Annotated in this window: 15 protein-coding genes; 8 read left to right on the forward strand and 7 right to left on the reverse strand. The window is 43.8% G+C overall.

Features of this window, described 5'->3' with window-relative positions:
- Window positions 1–18 precede the first annotated feature (18 nt).
- The gene (locus MHM98_RS07690; protein WP_239438678.1) at window positions 19–1,809 is read left to right on the forward strand and encodes an ABC transporter transmembrane domain-containing protein; all 1,791 of its coding nucleotides are present in this window, start codon (window positions 19–21) and stop codon (window positions 1,807–1,809) included.
- A complete protein-coding gene (locus MHM98_RS07695) occupies window positions 1,810–2,175 on the forward strand; it encodes a hypothetical protein (RefSeq protein ID WP_239438679.1) in 366 nt (121 codons plus the stop codon).
- Window positions 2,176–2,185: 10 nt separating this feature from the next.
- Here the strand turns inward: MHM98_RS07695 and MHM98_RS07700 are convergent, their stop codons facing one another.
- Window positions 2,186–3,088, reverse strand: coding sequence for a DMT family transporter (locus tag MHM98_RS07700; RefSeq protein ID WP_239438680.1), 903 nt, complete (start codon window positions 3,086–3,088; stop codon window positions 2,186–2,188).
- Window positions 3,089–3,248: 160 nt separating this feature from the next.
- Between MHM98_RS07700 and MHM98_RS07705 the strand changes: the two genes are divergently transcribed.
- The 4 genes from MHM98_RS07705 (at window position 3,249) to MHM98_RS07720 (ending at window position 5,488) form a co-directional block, all read left to right on the forward strand.
- Window positions 3,249–4,151 carry an AraC family transcriptional regulator gene (locus tag MHM98_RS07705; protein WP_239438914.1) on the forward strand — a complete coding sequence of 301 codons (903 nt, stop codon included), beginning with the start codon at window positions 3,249–3,251 and terminating at the stop codon, window positions 4,149–4,151.
- Window positions 4,152–4,284: 133 nt separating this feature from the next.
- Window positions 4,285–4,791 (forward strand): hypothetical protein, encoded by a 507-nt coding sequence (locus MHM98_RS07710; protein ID WP_239438681.1) that lies wholly within the window; start codon window positions 4,285–4,287, stop codon window positions 4,789–4,791.
- A gap of 21 nt (window positions 4,792–4,812) precedes the next feature.
- Entirely contained in the window at window positions 4,813–5,121 is a 309-nt protein-coding gene (locus tag MHM98_RS07715) for a DUF1272 domain-containing protein (RefSeq protein ID WP_239438682.1), read from the forward strand.
- Between the two features lie 4 nt (window positions 5,122–5,125).
- Window positions 5,126–5,488 carry a cupin domain-containing protein gene (locus MHM98_RS07720; RefSeq protein ID WP_239438683.1) on the forward strand — a complete coding sequence of 121 codons (363 nt, stop codon included), beginning with the start codon at window positions 5,126–5,128 and terminating at the stop codon, window positions 5,486–5,488.
- Here MHM98_RS07720 and MHM98_RS07725 read toward each other — a convergent pair.
- Window positions 5,485–6,066 carry a TetR/AcrR family transcriptional regulator gene (locus tag MHM98_RS07725; RefSeq protein WP_239438684.1) on the reverse strand — a complete coding sequence of 194 codons (582 nt, stop codon included), beginning with the start codon at window positions 6,064–6,066 and terminating at the stop codon, window positions 5,485–5,487. The genes MHM98_RS07720 and MHM98_RS07725 overlap by 4 nt on opposite strands.
- 125 nt (window positions 6,067–6,191) lie before the next feature.
- Here MHM98_RS07725 and MHM98_RS07730 point away from each other — a divergent pair, with 125 nt between their 5' ends.
- Together MHM98_RS07730 and MHM98_RS18925 are read left to right on the forward strand one after the other, a co-directional pair.
- On the forward strand, window positions 6,192–7,235 hold the full coding sequence (locus MHM98_RS07730) for an alkene reductase (protein WP_239438685.1): 1,044 nt from the start codon (window positions 6,192–6,194) through the stop codon (window positions 7,233–7,235).
- Between the two features lie 256 nt (window positions 7,236–7,491).
- On the forward strand, window positions 7,492–8,433 hold the full coding sequence (locus tag MHM98_RS18925) for a diguanylate cyclase (protein ID WP_239438686.1): 942 nt from the start codon (window positions 7,492–7,494) through the stop codon (window positions 8,431–8,433).
- Window positions 8,434–8,631: 198 nt separating this feature from the next.
- On the opposite strand, the gene MHM98_RS07740 is transcribed toward MHM98_RS18925, so the two are convergent.
- The 5 genes from MHM98_RS07740 to MHM98_RS07760 all read right to left on the reverse strand — a co-directional run bounded on the left by MHM98_RS07740 (window position 8,632) and on the right by MHM98_RS07760 (window position 16,749).
- The gene (locus MHM98_RS07740) at window positions 8,632–9,609 is read right to left on the reverse strand and encodes a phosphate ABC transporter substrate-binding protein PstS family protein (RefSeq protein ID WP_239438687.1); all 978 of its coding nucleotides are present in this window, start codon (window positions 9,607–9,609) and stop codon (window positions 8,632–8,634) included.
- Window positions 9,610–9,703: 94 nt separating this feature from the next.
- Entirely contained in the window at window positions 9,704–11,050 is a 1,347-nt protein-coding gene (phoR, locus tag MHM98_RS07745; RefSeq protein ID WP_239438688.1) for a phosphate regulon sensor histidine kinase PhoR, read from the reverse strand.
- A 3-nt stretch (window positions 11,051–11,053) separates the two neighbouring features.
- Window positions 11,054–11,743 carry a phosphate regulon transcriptional regulator PhoB gene (gene phoB, locus MHM98_RS07750; protein ID WP_239438689.1) on the reverse strand — a complete coding sequence of 230 codons (690 nt, stop codon included), beginning with the start codon at window positions 11,741–11,743 and terminating at the stop codon, window positions 11,054–11,056.
- 243 nt (window positions 11,744–11,986) lie between these two features.
- Window positions 11,987–12,910 carry a porin gene (locus MHM98_RS07755; RefSeq protein ID WP_239438690.1) on the reverse strand — a complete coding sequence of 308 codons (924 nt, stop codon included), beginning with the start codon at window positions 12,908–12,910 and terminating at the stop codon, window positions 11,987–11,989.
- A 98-nt stretch (window positions 12,911–13,008) separates the two neighbouring features.
- Window positions 13,009–16,749 carry an AAA family ATPase gene (locus MHM98_RS07760; RefSeq protein ID WP_239438691.1) on the reverse strand — a complete coding sequence of 1,247 codons (3,741 nt, stop codon included), beginning with the start codon at window positions 16,747–16,749 and terminating at the stop codon, window positions 13,009–13,011.
- Window positions 16,750–16,766 lie beyond the last annotated feature (17 nt).

Here is a 16,766-nt window from a genome sequence, read left to right on the forward strand (position 1 = left end):
TAGTTCGTAGGTTTCATCTTGTCCGAGTCAACATCCACGCCCAAAACCGCTAATGCTTATCAAAGCCTCAAGCCTATTTTTAAGTTCGTTACGCCGTATAAAAGAAACGTTATTCTAGCGCTGTTTTTCTTAGTATTTACCGCCACCATTAGCCTATCGCTTGGACAAGGGGTCAAAATGGTGATTGATAGCGGCTTTATTTCAGGCTCAGTGGAACAACTCACGCAAACGATTTTGATGCTGATTGGCATGATATTTCTACTCGCATTCGGCACCTTCTTTCGTTTCTATTTGATGTCGTGGATTGGCGAGCGCGTGAGCGCCGATATTCGTACCGACGTGTTCAATCAAATCATAAAACTGCATCCGAGCTACTTTGAAGAGAATCGCAGCGGCGAGTTAATGTCACGCCTCACCACTGATACCGCGCTACTTCAATCGATTATCGGCTCGTCGTTCTCAATGGCACTGCGCTCGATGTTCATGTTGCTTGGCGGCCTGATCATGCTCTTTGTTACCAACCTAAAGCTGTCACTAATAGTGATCCTTTGTGTACCGCTAGTACTGCTGCCGATGATGATTTTTGGCCGCCGCGTCCGAGATCTTGCGTCAAGTTCTCAAGATGCTATCGCCGACATTGGCACCTACGCTGGTGAAATTATTCAAAACATCAAAGTAGTACAAAGCTACAATCACGAGCCTCGTGAGCAAGCAGCATTTGGCGGCGAAGTTGAGAAAGCTTTTGAAGTCGCGAAAAAACGTATTATGCAGCGCTCGTTCTTATTTGCAGCGGTAATTTTACTGACCTTTGCAGCAATCAGCGTGATGCTATGGGTTGGCGGCATGGACGTGCTTTCTGGCGCGATGACAGGTGGTGAGCTAGGCGCCTTTATTTTCTACGCCATCATGGTCGCCATGTCTGTGGCTACCGTGGCCGAAGTCTACGGCGAACTGCAACGCGCCGCAGGCTCTGCAACACGCTTGCTCGAATTATTGGCATTAGAAAGTGACATTCAATCACCAGCTAAGCCGCAACAACTTCCGTCAGTTAGCCAAGCGGCTATTACCTTAAAAAACATCAACTTTAGCTATCCATCACGTCTTGATATTCCAGCGCTAAATGACATTAACCTCACCATTAACCACGGTGAAACAGTTGCCCTCGTTGGCCCATCAGGGGCTGGTAAAACAACCTTATTTGAATTACTACAACGTTTTTACGATCCGCAAAGCGGCACAGTCATGGTTAATGATACCGCTATCGAACAACTCAACTTAGAAGACCTGCGCCACGTAATGGGCATGGTGCCACAACACCCCGTGTTATTTAGCAGCGATGTGCGCCACAACATCGGCTACGGTAATCCCAAAGCTAGCGAGCTAGAAATTGAAAACGCCGCCAAGCGCGCTCATGCACATGAATTCATTACGGATTTACCCGATGGTTACAGCAGCTTCTTAGGCGAGCAAGGCGTGCGACTTTCCGGCGGTCAAAAACAACGTATTGCCATTGCCCGCGCAATCTTAAAAGATCCCGACATTCTACTTCTGGACGAAGCCACCAGCGCGCTTGATGCCCAAAGTGAATATCACGTTCAAGCCGCGCTTAATGAGCTAATGGCGGATCGCACAACCATCATCATCGCCCATCGTCTCGCGACAGTCATTCATGCGGATAAAATTGTAGTAATGGACGGCGGCCGCATTGTCGATGTTGGCAACCATCAATCGCTACTTGAAAGTTCACCGATGTATCAACGTCTATGTGAATTACAGTTTGAGCAGGCCAAAACGCCAGCAGCAGAATAGATGTTAGATAGATTCAAACAAATTGCGATAGCACTGCGATGCTTTAAACCCATCGCCTTGCTGCTAATGCTCGCCTCAATAATTATGGTGGGTTATGTGCTAATTGGTAAATCAGGCGCCGATGACTATTACCTGATTCCCAGCATCTTAACCGCCTTGTGGTCATTTTCGGTATTTTGGAGTTTGCACACCTTTCCAAGTATTCCCGCTAAACCCGATAAATCACTCGGTTTCTTTAAGCGCGTTTTCATTCGAATTAAACGCTTTGCCTATTACGTTATTACTATCATCGCCATTGGTTTATCGCTAACAATTGTCGTGTTCACAATACGTGCTTTGCGGGTTTGGAGTGGGGATTTTTCTTAAGCTACCCCACTCATACCGATAGGCGTTGTTTCATTGAAGGAAGCAATGACTTTTTACGTTGGATAAAGACATTGCCCACAATGACTAACAACAATCCCAGCGTTGAATAAGTCGTCCACTGATAACTCTCAAAAATCGCGGACGCGCTTAGCGCAACTATCGGCGTAAGAACGAGAATATAAGCAGCGTTGCTGGCGCCCAATCTATCAACCAAGATTAAATAAAAAGTGAAACCAAGCACCGAAGCAGGAATCGCTAAATACATTAAGCTACCGATGTATTGTGTTGTCATAGAAAACTCGAACGATAAACCACGCACGAAAATGATGATTAACAGCGCTCCGCAGCCATAAAACATGGCATAACAAGTGGCCGTATAGGGCGTAACATTGTGTTTGGTATTGCGAATACTCAGCATATTGCCAATCGAAAAACACCAAGTCCCCACCAATGAGAAAACCAACCCCATTAAAGTGTCACTCGACCAACTTGTTTGTGCCAAGTCTCCAGCGAACAACAAGCTAATGCCAATTAGTCCTAACAATGCGCCAATCCAAAAGTTAGCGTGGGTTGTTGTGCCGTAAAACAATCGGCTGTGCAATGCGTTATAAATTGGAGCAGTCGCCATTAATACCGCGACTAATCCACTGGGGATATACAAAGTCGCACTATAAAACGCGAGGAAGTTACAGCAAAACAAACAAACACCTTGTAGCGCAATATAATAATGGTCCACACGAGTGACGGGTTGAAGTTTTCGCCATAACTTGCCGATGATTAACATCACCAATGCCGCAATAATAAAACGATAAAAAATCGAGACTTCCATCGGCACATCACCGTGTTGCCATTTGATGGAAATCCACGATAAGCCCCACAGAAAAATCATCAATACATATAAAAACGCCGACATAATATTTCCCATAAAATCATCTGAAGCACATTGTCGCGAAATGTCGGAGCGGGAAATATCACAATCTCATCCAAACTAGCACAATCTTGCGGTTAATTTATGAAATAGCTCAAAGTGATATGGCGTGAATATTTTTTGATGATAAGATTTTTGCATGACCATGAGTAATAAAGCGATGGATACTACATCGCTAAGTCCAAAAAAATCGACGCCAACAAATTTCGATGAATCTGCCAGTAAAATCTGTTTTCGACAACGTTCGTTAACAGACTCTTTGTCATGGGCGCATTATCAAAATCAGCACGACCACCTTTATTACATCAACGAACAACAACATACGTTGAGTTTGTATCTCGCCGGCGGCTACGATACACATCGCACCGATGCACCATCCGCTTATGGTGGCCCAGGAAAGTTTTGCTTAATGCCTAAAGATGCGCAGAGTGAATGGCAATTAGGCCAGTCTCAACAGTTTATGCATCTGTATTTTAGTGATGATTACCTCAAACAACTGGCGTTGAAGATGTTTGATATGGATCCGCGCCAATTGCAGCTTCCTGAGCTAAATTATACCAGCGACGCCGCCACTGAAGCGCTATTTCGCCATTGCATAGCATCGAGTGATTGGCAAAGCAATGACAACCATTTAGCCATGGAGCAAATGACCAACACTATCTTGGTAACCATGCTAAAAAATATGGGAATTTCTAAACAAGCAATTACAGTAAAAGGCGGCTTATCACCTAAGATCGTAGCCTTGGTGTGCGACTTTATTCAAGCCAACTATCATCGACAAATTTATCTCTCAGAATTAGCCGATTTAGCCCAATTAAGTGAATATCATTTCTGCCGCATGTTTAAAGCCAGCCTCGCGCAAACGCCACAAGCGTATTTATTAGGCGTGAGAATAGAGCAAGTGAAATTACGTGTTCGTGAAAATACTGCCAATCTAACCGACATTGCATTGCAATGCGGCTTTTCGAGTCAAAGCCACATGGGACGTTACTTTAAAAAGCTAGTGGGAGTGTCGCCGAAGCAATATCGTGATTTGATAATGAAATAAATAATATTGCGTTCACACTACTCCATGAACTTTAAGCAATTTGAGTTTAAGTGCTTTACTGCAGCACTTGCTTAAATCTTTTCAGTTATTTAAATTCAATTGCACGACATCATTCGTAACCCAGAGACACGCCATGAGATCATTTTTACTAACTATTTTCTTATTTACATCGTTAGCTAGCAACGCCGAAGTTACCAAGCAAACCGCTAACGGTTTTGAAATCACTAATAGCGTTAAGGTCAGCGCTGATACGTCACAGAGCTACCAGCAATTTTTAAAGGTTGGTCAATGGTGGCATGACTCTCATACCTATTCTGGCAAAGCGGCGAATATGACGTTAGATATTGAGAGCGGTTGTTTCTGTGAGCGTTGGGATAACAACATAGTACGTCATATGAATATTGTGATGGCGCAGCCGAACAAGCAACAAGTGTGGCGCGGCGGTTTAGGGCCATTACAAACTTTGGCGGCTAGCGGTGCGCTCATATGGCAGTTTAAAGCTGTCGATAACAAAACAACGGCCATTAGTTACACCTACAAAGTTCACGGTGATATTGGCGATGTGAAAATGTGGTCAAAGGCCGTTGATGGTGTCTTAACTCAGCAACTTACTCGACTGCAAGAGCGTATACAAAAATAATTAACAACAGAGGAATCATCGATGCTAGCACTTAAGCCCAACTGTGAATGTTGCGATAAAGACTTAGCAGCTAATGCTACCGAAGCGATGATTTGTAGTTACGAGTGCACCTTTTGTCGCGATTGTGTCGATAACGTACTGCAAAATGTCTGTCCAAATTGCGGCGGTGGTTTTACGCCGCGCCCTATACGGCCAACACTAGCAAGACGCAATGGCGTCAATTTAGCGCATCAACCAGCATCATCAACGCGTGTTCACAGCAAATATACGCGTCAGCAAATGGCCGAGTTTAGTGAAACGGCGAAACATATTCCCCCACAGGATAGGTAACGAGATGTCTCAAGCGATAAATTTTAAAGAGAAGTTTGGTAAGTTTTCAGAACACTGGTCACCTAAAGTCATTGCCGAGATGAATGACTATCAATTTAAACTAGCCAAAATTAAAGATGAGTTTGTGTGGCATAGCCACGATGATACCGATGAAGTCTTTGTAATCATGAAAGGTTCAATGGTGATGCGATTGCGCGATAAAGATATTGAACTAAATGAAGGGGAAATGTTTGTAGTTCCCAAAGGAGTTGAGCATCAACCTTTCGCTGAAAAAGAATGCCACATCATGATTATTGAGCCGCGCGGTGTAGTTAACACTGGCGACAGCGACTCAGAACTTACCGCGCAAAACGACGTGTGGATTTAACGGCACACGTCTTCAAACAATTGCTGTGCTAATTCTTCCAAGATATCTGTCGTTGGATGAGTATGGGCAAAGGTACGCAGGCCATAAATTCCCATAACTAAACTTTGAGTACGCTGCGTAGGCGTGCGGGTATTATCGACTTCACCTGCTGCCAGTGCCTTCTCGAATACTTCAATAAAACCACGCTGCCAATCAGCCATGTTTTTAGCAATCACCGCTTCAACAGCAGGTGTTTGTTGGGTAAGTTCACTGAGTGCTTTTTGAGAGAAACACACGCGTTCTGGTCCACTTGATGTGCAATTAGTGACAGTTTGCATCAGATAGTTTTTCAATCCACCAAGTATTGTTGGCTCGCCGTCAAAATAACCAGAAAACTCACCAGTGCGATCCTTGTTATACTGCTGAAGTGCGGCGATTAGCAGTCCTTCTTTATTTTCGAATGCGCAATAAATAGAACCGGGATGCAAGCCCGTCGCTTTTTTTAGATCTTGCATGCTGGTCTTGTTGTAGCCCTTATCAACAAAAGCGGCAATTGCAGCTCTAAGCACTTGTTCTTTATCAAATTCAGCGGTTCGCATTCTAATAATCTCTAATAATTCAAGGCGCTATTGTAAGTTAATTTGAACGTTTATTCAAAAAAGTACTTGAATGATCGTTCAACAACCTTTATCTTGAATGAACATTCAAATAAGAGAGTTAACCAATGACTGACAATTTATTTCAATCGTTCGCCTTAAACGACACTTTAGAACTGAGCAACCGTATCGCAATGGCACCTCTAACTCGCTGTATGGCTGATGATAATCTAGTGCCGACTCAAGCAATGGCCGATTATTACGCCAAGCGCGCCCAAACAGGACTCATTATCAGTGAAGCCACCATCATTCGTCCAGACGGCCAAGGTTATCCAAATACACCAGGGTTATTTAGCGCCGAGCAAATTGCAGGTTGGAAGAAAGTAACTGATGCAGTGCACAGCAAGGGCGGTAAGATTTTTGCGCAGCTATGGCATACAGGCCGTGTCGCTCACCCACACTTTTTTGGTGGCGGGGATGTGCTAGCACCTTCCGCAACACTTGTTGAAGGCACAGTGCCGCGCATGCGCGATTTAACTTATGTCACTCCCAAAGCAGCCTCTAAAGATGATATTGCTCAGCTTGTTGCCGATTATGCAACAGCCGCAGCAAATGCCATTGAAGCAGGCTTTGATGGCGTGGAAATTCACGGCGCTAACGGTTATTTAATCGATCAGTTTTTACATCACGATGCTAATAAACGTGATGATGAATATGGCCAAACACCAGAAAATATGGCGCGTTTTCCACTAGCAGTCGTCGATGCCATTGCCGAAGCCATTGGCTGGCATAAAACAGCACTGCGCATTTCACCGGGGGCTTATTTCAACATGGCAGGCGATGCTCGCGATGGCGATGTGTTTAAGTATTTACTTGGTGAATTAGAGCAACGTCAGCTCGCGTATCTGCACCTAGGCTTATTCGATGACAGCATGGAATTTGATTATCTCGATGGTAATGCCACTGACTTTGTACGCCGTCATTACAGCAAAACATTAATGGGCGTAGGTGGCTACACAGCAGAAACAGGCAGCCAAGCTATTGAAGATAATCGTTTCGACTTAGTGGCAATTGGCCGCCCATTTATCGCTAATCCTGATTATATCGAAAAGGTAAGACAAGGCGATGAGTTAACGCCTTACAGCGATGAAATGCTAGCCGAACTGGTTTAGATCTTCACTGCGAGAGCCGTATTGATGCGGCTCTCGCATTAGCTATATTTATACCTATATAGCTATTCTGCTCTTCTCTCTCCACAATATTCTAAGCGACTCACGCTCATTACGAGTAAAGAGCTAGTAATTCTTCTCCCTTTAGGTATTATTTCTAATTAAATAAAAAATGAGCAAAGGGATTAGAAAGGATTTTCTGCGGTTTCTCTTAATCAACGTTGATTGAATGTTAACCTTTTTACAGTGAGTAGAATTTGTGAAGTTACTAATTGCGGATGACAGTAAAGTTTCCCGAATGATGTTGCAATCCATCACCCAAGAATGGGGATATGATGTAGTGTTAGCCGAAGATGGCGAGCAAGCTTGGCAAATCATGCAACAGGAAAATCCACCAGCATTACTGCTTTTAGATTGGGAAATGCCAAAGCGCAATGGCGTTGAAGTCTGTGAGCAAGTCATTGCTCAAAATCCCGAACACCCTCCTTATGTTATGCTACTAACCTCTCGCACGTCCCCCAACGACATTGTTGAAGGATTGTCCCGCGGCGCCAATGATTACATCGCCAAACCCTTTGATAGCGATGAATTAAAAGTTCGCCTGCAAGTGGGCAAGCGCATGATTGAAATTCAAAACAAACTTAAAGATACCTTAGCGGAGGTCACCTTATTGGCCACCAATGACTCGCTAACAGGGATTTTTAATCGCCGCGCCGTGTTGGAAATGATCCCGCGAGAGATCAAACGCGTTGAACGCCTTGATCAAATCTTGTGTGTTGGCATGTGCGATATCGATCACTTCAAAAAAATCAACGACACCTATGGTCACTTAGTCGGTGACGAAGTCATCAAAGAAGTCACTAAACGCATGCAACACGCCCTGCGTGATTACGACTTAATTGGTCGTTATGGTGGTGAAGAATTTGTCATTGTAACGCCAATTGACCAAATTGACGCCCGTGTCGTGTATCAACGGGTTTGTGACAATGTATCCCGCACGCCGTTTCTCATTGGCGAACATGTCATTGATGTCACTATCAGTTGTGGTGTTTCTGTTTATTCAGAAGACGATAATTATGATGAGTCACTGGTGATCGGTCGCGCCGATAAGGCACTATATCAGGCCAAAGAAGCAGGCCGCAATCGAGTGGTTCAAGCAGAGTCGCAGCATGAAGCTCCCGTTGCTATCGAAAACCTATGAATCATAATGCGTTGCCCGATTGGCTCTCTCTATAGCGCATCTGACATCTATAGTGCGTCGGCTCCTTGCCATCCATGGCACCGCCCGATACAGTTCATCCTCGGCTCTAGCTCCTGCTTCGCTCTAACTCCTAAATCCATTTAGTCGTGAACATAAAAAAGCCGCTCAATGAGCGGCTTTCTTTTTAGATATCAACTATTAAAGTTTGATGCCTAATTTCTTAAGTTCTTTGTTTGCTACTTTTGCAGATAGTGGGATGTAACCATCTTTAGCAACAATTTTTTGACCCGCTTTAGATAGAACCATTTTTAGGAACTCACGCTCCATTGGCGCTAATGGCTTGTTTGGGTGCTTGTTAACATAAACGTATAGGTAACGAGAAAGTGGGTAAGTACCGTTTAACGCGTTCTCTTTAGTTGCAGCGATGTAGTTAGTGCCTTTCTTAGCAAGAGCAATCGCTTTAACGCTTGATGTTTTGTAACCGATGCCTGAATAACCTAGCGCATTGATTGAAGATGCTACTGATTGTACTACAGATGCTGAACCTGGTTGCTCGTTTACTTTAGTGTTGAAGTCACCTTTACACAGTGCTTTCTTTTTGAAGTAACCGTAAGTACCTGATACTGAGTTACGACCGTAAAGTTGAATGTCTTTACCAGCCCAGCTACCTGTTAGACCTAAATCGCCCCAACGGTTTACTGGCTTGCCACCACATTTATTAGTTACTGAGAAGATGCTATCAACTTGGGCGATAGTTAACCCTTCAAGTGGGTTGTCTTTGTGTGCAAAAACAGCAAGCGCATCGATAGCTACGCGAACTGGTGTTGGCTTGTAACCAAAACGCTTTTCGAATGCTTCGATTTCACGTGCTTTCATCTTACGGCTCATAGGACCGAACTGAGAAGTACCTTCAGTAAGCGCCGGTGGAGCAGTAGAAGAACCAGCAGCTTGAATTTGAATGTTTACATTTGGGTAGTTACGTTTAAATTCTTCTGCCCAGAATGTCATCATGTTAGCTAGCGTATCAGAACCAACTGAAGACATGTTGCCAGAAACACCTTGAGTTTTTACGTACTCAGGAAGTTTCTTATCGATAGTTGACGCACTTGCAGAAACCGCTACACCAGTAGTTAGTAGGGTAAATCCGATGTTACGCGCTAATTTTAGTAATTTCATTTGTTACTCCGATGTAGTCCTAAATTTTTGAACTATTTAGTATTAATGTGTTAACGCAATCTATGTTGCACCAGTTAGGTGACAGTTAGGTGACTTAAATATGAAGGTTTTGTGACGGTTCATTATTTTGTCGTTTTTTATTAATAAACGACACAATACGATCGTTATCGATCACAAAACTAAAACGACAGCCCTTGCCTAGCGTACTCTTGATTTTGAGATTCGACTGATGATTCTTCAGCACGTGCTTAACAATCGCCAGCCCCAATCCTGTGCCACCACTATCACTTGATCGCGATTGATCGATACGATAAAAACGCTCTGTCAAACGATTGAGGTGAATTGGCGCGATGCCCGGCCCGTTGTCGCGCACCATAAACTGCGCGCCATGAGGATGATGATGCCAGGTTACCCAAATAGAACTGCCATCAGGACAATAGCGAATTGCATTAGTAACAAGGTTGGCACAAGCACTGTAAATTTGGGTTTCGTCGCCATAGACATCGAGATCTTGCTCAATGTCGAAATTGATTGTCATATCGCGCTCACCAATCAGGCTTAACGCATCTGACTCCAACATGTCCATTTGCTCGACCATTTTAACTTTGGTGTGCTTAGAGGCCATGCTCGAAAATTCTAACTTAGATAACGCTAATAACTGCTCAACCATCGACTGCATACGCGATGTTTGCATACGCATCGCGCGAACTGCCTTGCTATTACTCGGGTTGCTATTTTCATCGTCATCGAACAACTCTAAATAACCTTGTAGAACTGTCAGTGGCGTTTTAAGTTCGTGGGAAACATTAGCGACAAACTCGCGGCGCATTTCTTCTAGTTGATTAAGGCGTGTAACATCGCGTGATACCAATAAGTATTGATTTTCACCGTAGGAAATAATGCGATTTTCGAGCAAGATTTCTTCATTGGCTGGCGATTGAATTAATAACGCTTGGTTGTATTCTCTTGCCGCAAGATATTCGGCAAATTGCGGGTAACGAATTAGGTTATCTAGACGCTGTCCTTGGTCAGTTGGCCATTTTAGACCGAGCAGTGCTCGTGCTTGACTGTTACACCACAAAATATTGTTTTCATTGTTGTACATCACCACGCCATCGGGTAATGCATCGGCACCTTGGCGAAACTCGCCGAGATTGTTAACTAGCTGGCGACGACGACGGCGATTGCCACGCTGAATGTTGTCAACGCCGTAATAAACATTGTCCCAACTGGAATTCGCCCCTTGGTGTTTTTTCTGCGGCGATTGCCACACCCAAAGCACTAATTTATGAAATTCTTTTAAATTGAAAATGAATAGCAGGAAGGTGCCAGCAAAGAGGACAATGAACAGCTCAGACGTTATCAAACCAATGATAACTAAACAAAGATAAAAGCCGCTAAGTTTAGCGGCAATCTTACTAAATAACTGATTATCAAGCATCAACTAGACTCGAGTTGAGAAACGGTAACCCGCTCCGCGCACAGTTTGCACAAAATTTTCATGCCCCTGTCCGCCAATGGCTTTACGCAGTCGTCTGATGTGAACATCAACGGTGCGATCTTCAACATAGACGTTAGTGCCCCATACGTGATCGAGCAATTGCTCACGGCTGTATACGCGCTCGCTATGTGTCATAAAGAAATGCAGTAATTTAAACTCAGTTGGGCCAATAGGCACAGGTTGATCGTTTAAACTAACCCGGTGACTCACTGGATCTAACACTAGCCCTTTAACATCAATTAACTCTTCAAGTGCCGTTGGCATTGCACGGCGCAGTACAGCTTTAATGCGAGCGATAAGCTCTTTAGGAGAAAATGGCTTGGTGATGTAATCGTCGGCGCCAACTTCTAGGCCACGAATCTTGTCTTCTTCTTCACCGCGAGCTGTTAGCATGATAATTGGCACGTCCTTGGTGAGATCGTTGCGCTTGATTTCTTTTGCCAAACTGATGCCATTGCCACCTGGAAACATCCAATCTAACAAAATTAGATCCGGCACTGGTTCAACCAAACAATCTACTGCTGACGCATAATCATGCGCTTCAACAACATCAAAGCCTTGTTGCTCTAATACAAAGCACAGCATCTCTCGGATGGCTGCTTCGTCTTCAACAACGAGTATCCTTGCACTCATATTATCTAAACCTATTAGTGATATTTGATAACACCTATTATTAATAACTATTGTGACATAAATATGACTAATCTATGAGAAATTTCATTTATGTCACTAAAAATTACGAATCAATTTTGAGTTATTAAAAATTCATTATATTCGTAATTTTTAGCAAAACACCACCGCTATTTCTAGTGGTGTTCTTACCATAAAAAAAGCCGCTAATTAGCGGCTTTTATAGTCATAAACACGGGCAAGTGATTAAAATTTGTATTCCATACCTACAGCTAGGTGACTTTCTTCTTTACCATCTTCAAATGAGTAGTCAGTGTAGAAACCAGTTAACTTAACGCTTTTCGCTAGTTTGTAATCAACACCTACTGAGATAACGTCGCCTTCTTTCTTGTCGTCGCCATCTTGGTATTGTGCTTTAAGCGTTGCTTTACCTACTGGGTACGCTGCGCTTACTAAGAAACCATCGCCTTTTGAAGTGCCGTCGATGTACTCTGACTCATTGTAGATAGCGCCTAATTTTAGATCGCCTAACTTACCTTGCACAGAAACACGAGTCGTGTCGCTACCAGCAACTTTAGAATCAAAAGCTACAGAAGCGTAGAATTTAGATTTTTTAAGCTTTGAATCACCGTACATTAACGCAAGACTAGTACCGTTTTCGCCATCAGACTTAGCGCCGTCTTCCGCAATGAAAGTTGCACGAACAGCGAAACCATTAAACTTAGGAGAGATGTAAGTTAGGGTATCGTCTAAACGGTTATCACCGCTGAATAAGTTTTTGATATCAGCCTCGTAGTCATTAAATAAATCGATTTTACCTTGTGACTTTTTCATTGCCGTGTCGTTACGACCTAGCATTACAGTACCGAAATTACCTTGTAAACCAACCCATTGGCTACGCGCTTTGAAGTTATCTTTCTCATCGTCAGCAACATCGACTTGCCATTCTACTTGGTAGATAGCTTTTAGATCGTTGTCGAGTTTAATGCCGCCTTTAACACCGATGCGAGATGCATTTGATTTAACGTTAGTTTCGCGCTCACCCGTGTCATCACTTTGCAAGGTTGCGTTAACTTTACCGTAAACTTGTACTTTTTCGTCAGCAACTGCTGCGCCAGAAAATAGTAAACCCGTAGCTACTGCTAGAAGTGTTTTAGAGAATGTAGTCATGTTTATTCCTGATAAATGAGTGTGTTAAACAACTTTATGTTATATGGATCACATTTTATCTGCGTATTATTACAAACTTATGACAAAGATCATCAACTTTATCTATTTAGTAACGCAATTGTAGAAAAACCGTCACCTTTAGATGTTATTTGAACACGGGTACCGACTCGTTCAACCAATCCTTGTACATGAGAAATAATACCGATTTGTCGACCACTCGCCTGCAGAGAATCCAAGCAGCTAAGGGCCACTTCCAATGTATCGGGATCTAAGGTACCAAAGCCTTCATCAATAAACAAAGAGCGAATAGTGGTTTGCAGGCTAGTTAAAGATCCTAGGCCAAGCGCCAGTGCCAAACTCACCAAAAACGTTTCGCCGCCAGAAAGTGAATCTATTGATCGCACTTCATCCCCCATGTCTTTATCGATCATTTGCAGCTCAAGCTCTGCTCCTGGCACACGTTGTAAGCAATAGCGCGGTGCGAGATCTGCAAGATGATGATTTGCCCCCAATAACATTTGCTCTAACGTGAGACTTTGTGCGAAGGTTCTGAACTTAGCACCATCTGCACTGCCAATCAGCTCTTTCATGTTTTGCCAAATCTGGCTTTGCGCTTTTTGAGCTTCAATTTCGCCGCTTAACTCGCCGAAACGCACCATACCTTGATTATGTTGTTCAAGTTGTGCCCGAATTTCGAATTGCTGTTGGCTCAATTGTGACAGATTTGCGTCAATAGATTTTGCTAACATGGTGCGTTGTTCATCTGAGCTGAGCTTAGGATCTGGCGTCAGTGGTGGAAACAATGTTTGCAAGTCTTGCGATCGTTCATCAAGCGTCAACTCTAACTGGGCCATTTGTTCGGTAAGCTGCTCAACAACGGCATGAGCCTGATGGCTAGTTTGTAATAACTGCGCCTGATGCTGGCGCTGCTCGATAATCCATTCCTGCTCGTAGGATAATAAATCAATCAGATCTTGCTCACTCATATTCATGGCGCGCTGCCACTCTTGCCACTGAAGGTTGAGTTGCTGACTATTGGCATACAAGCTTTCTAGATGTTCCTTAGCTTGCTTTAATTGACTATCGACCACCAAACAATCGCTGTGTTGCTGGCTCAATGTCGCACTGGCATTTTGATGCGCTATCGACAACTCTTTCACACTCGCTTCTAATGTCTCTCGTAATGCCCTTGGATCTTCGCCGCCAGTTAGCTGCTGCAGTTTAGATAATTCCTCAGTGATTTGTTCGTTAAGCTGCTGAACTTGAGCTTGTAAAGGCTGTTGCTGCTGTGAGAGCTGCGCTCCCTGCTCTTCAAACACAATAATTTGCTGCTTGATGTGAGTGAGTTGATTGGCTAGTGACAACTGATTTTCTTGTGCTGTTACATAACCGTCAATATTCATCGCAAGTTCGCGTTTAAAGGCAGCGAGCTCAATATCGACACTCAATACATGATGCCAATTGACGGCGTTATAAAGTGAGTTAAGTGCGTTAATACGATCATCTTGCTGCTGTTGATATTGGGCAATTGATTGTTGGCCGAGCGTAAGGTCATTAGCCAATGTTGATAGTTGCTGCTGAACGCTACTAAGCTCTTGGCGAGTTTTATCACTCTGATGCTTGGCGTTTTCTAACTTTTGCAGCGCTTGATGCAAATCGTTTTGCAAATGCTGAGCTTGCTTGATTTGCGCTTTGTGCTGCTCAATCATATTGAGCGTTTGCGCCAACTGCTGTTCTACCTTACCTTGGCGTTCGACACTGACTTCTTCGACGGCCAGTTGTTTAATTAACTGCGTTAATTCATTAATCTCGTGAACCAAAGTTTGTTGTTGCTGTGCTTTTTGCTTACCAATAGCATCAAACTGGGTTAACTGCTGTTGAAATTGCTGTGCCTGTTCATCTAATTGCTCGAAGCGCTGTGACAACTGGACAATCATTTCATTGCCGACACTGTGCTCATTACTGTAAGGATGTTCTTTGCTACCACAAAGTGCACAAGGCTCTCCGTCAACCAAGGTGTGACGGTGCTCGCTAAGTGACATGACTTGTTTAGCAGTATTGAGTGCTTTAAGTGCTTCGTCACGCAGCGGCATATGCTGGTCGAGCTGATTTTTTGTCTGGCGATAACTTTGGCGCAGCTGGTCTAGTTCACTATTAACTTCATCTTGCTGCTGCTTTTTTTGCGCGATCATCGCTTGATATTGCAAACCTTGCACGATTAATTGCTGCTCGTTGATTAGCGCATTATGTTGCTCTTGTTGGGCAGATAATTGCTGTTCGATAGCATCGATATCAGACGTCGCATTTAGGGTAGTCAGTTGCTCGTGATCACGCTGGGCAAGCTGCAACTGCTGTTGTTCGCTAACCAACTGTTGGTTAAGACTATGTAACTGCTGATTAAGTGTTTCACTCGTCACCTTGCTACTATTGAGCTTCTCTTCTAATGCCTCAATATGAGAAAGCCCCAATCCATATTCTTGGATATGCTGCTCTATAACCCCCACTTGATTAACTAACGGCGCAATTTGCTGATGCTCACCTAGGTATTTTTGCAGCTTGTCATGCTCCAGCGTAGTGTTAACGAGCTGGGTTTTAAACTGCGTGAGCTTTTGTGCGTTGTCGTCGCTATGCTGCGCTAATCCAGATAATTGCTGATTTAAACTGTCTTGTTGTGCTCGTTGTGATTCAACAGCCGCCAATTTAGTGATAGCCAGTTCAATCTGCGGCAGCTTTTCTTCGAGTTGTTGCTGCGCCTGTTGTTGCAATTGCCCTAAGCGTTGCGTTTGCTCGCTCGTTTGTGAATGTAACTCAACACTTTGCTGATGCTTGCTGCTTAGCGTTTCTATTAGCCTTTGTTGGTCAAGCTGCGCTTGCTGTTGCTTACTTTGCTGAGCATAAACGACACGAGCATCTTGCGCTTTCTCGATCTTATCGAGAATTTGATTGACGCTTTGTTGTTGCACTATTGCCGCTTGCGCGCTTTGTTGTTGTGCTTTCTTATCGTTAAGATCGCGGGTTAATTGCACCTTTTGTTCAATCTTATCGCCAAGCCAAGTTAAAGAGGTTTTCTCGTGCTCGGCATCAGTAATTTTTTCATTGATACCAGCAAGTTGATTCACTAAGTCTTCCTGCTCTTCACCAGTGAGTAATTTCACTTCGCCAAGCTTAGACTCAAGCAATAATAACGCTTGCTCTTGCTCCTTGGCTTTTGCAAATGCTTGCTTTGAGATTTGTGAATAAAGCCCAGTGCCGGTAATGCGTTCTAATAATTCTGAGCGCTCTTTGGCTGGCGCTTTCAAAAAAGCCGCAAAATCTCCCTGCGCTAGCAATACTGAGCGCCTAAATTGCTCGTAGTTAAGACCTATTAACGATTCAATAAGAACTAGCACTTCGGTTTTTTTAGTGGCTAATACCTGCGCTGTCTTGCAGTCGAGTAATTCCATCTCTTGTGCTTGTAGCCGTCCATGGGCAGAGTTTCGCGCCCGCTTTACACTCCATTTGGCTTGATACTTTTCGCCACTATCGAGCTGAAATACCACTTGCGCAAAACCATTAGCCGCGCCGCGGGTAAGAATATGACGCACATCATTGCTTTTAACACGATCGCTTTCATCGCTATGCGCATGGCCTATAGCAGCGCCGCGACGACTGTTAGAAAAACGCGGCATCGCATCAAACAACGCCAAGCAAATGGCGTCTAATAATGTGCTTTTACCAGCCCCGGTATTACCGCTAATTGCAAATAGCCCAGCATCGGCTAACACCCCTTGGGCAAAATCAATGTGAAATGGTGCAGCTAAACTCGCTAGGTTTTCACCCGCTAATGAAATGATTTTCATAAATAGTTAGTAGTCTT

Source organism: Psychrobium sp. MM17-31 (assembly GCF_022347785.1).
Lineage (GTDB): Bacteria > Pseudomonadota > Gammaproteobacteria > Enterobacterales > Psychrobiaceae > Psychrobium.

What these genes read in the sequence shown, in the direction of transcription:
- MHM98_RS07695 (WP_239438679.1), top strand. Translation starts at nt 1,810, where the DNA reads ATGTTAGATAGATTCAAACAAATTGCGATAGCACTGCGATGCTTTAAA.
- MHM98_RS07700 (WP_239438680.1), bottom strand. Translation starts at nt 3,088, where the DNA reads ATGTCGGCGTTTTTATATGTATTGATGATTTTTCTGTGGGGCTTATCG.
- MHM98_RS07705 (WP_239438914.1), top strand. Translation starts at nt 3,249, where the DNA reads ATGAGTAATAAAGCGATGGATACTACATCGCTAAGTCCAAAAAAATCG.
- MHM98_RS07710 (WP_239438681.1), top strand. Translation starts at nt 4,285, where the DNA reads ATGAGATCATTTTTACTAACTATTTTCTTATTTACATCGTTAGCTAGC.
- MHM98_RS07715 (WP_239438682.1), top strand. Translation starts at nt 4,813, where the DNA reads ATGCTAGCACTTAAGCCCAACTGTGAATGTTGCGATAAAGACTTAGCA.
- MHM98_RS07720 (WP_239438683.1), top strand. Translation starts at nt 5,126, where the DNA reads ATGTCTCAAGCGATAAATTTTAAAGAGAAGTTTGGTAAGTTTTCAGAA.
- MHM98_RS07725 (WP_239438684.1), bottom strand. Translation starts at nt 6,066, where the DNA reads ATGCGAACCGCTGAATTTGATAAAGAACAAGTGCTTAGAGCTGCAATT.
- MHM98_RS07730 (WP_239438685.1), top strand. Translation starts at nt 6,192, where the DNA reads ATGACTGACAATTTATTTCAATCGTTCGCCTTAAACGACACTTTAGAA.
- MHM98_RS07740 (WP_239438687.1), bottom strand. Translation starts at nt 9,609, where the DNA reads ATGAAATTACTAAAATTAGCGCGTAACATCGGATTTACCCTACTAACT.
- phoR (WP_239438688.1), bottom strand. Translation starts at nt 11,050, where the DNA reads ATGCTTGATAATCAGTTATTTAGTAAGATTGCCGCTAAACTTAGCGGC.
- phoB (WP_239438689.1), bottom strand. Translation starts at nt 11,743, where the DNA reads ATGAGTGCAAGGATACTCGTTGTTGAAGACGAAGCAGCCATCCGAGAG.
- MHM98_RS07755 (WP_239438690.1), bottom strand. Translation starts at nt 12,910, where the DNA reads ATGACTACATTCTCTAAAACACTTCTAGCAGTAGCTACGGGTTTACTA.
- MHM98_RS07760 (WP_239438691.1), bottom strand. Translation starts at nt 16,749, where the DNA reads ATGAAAATCATTTCATTAGCGGGTGAAAACCTAGCGAGTTTAGCTGCA.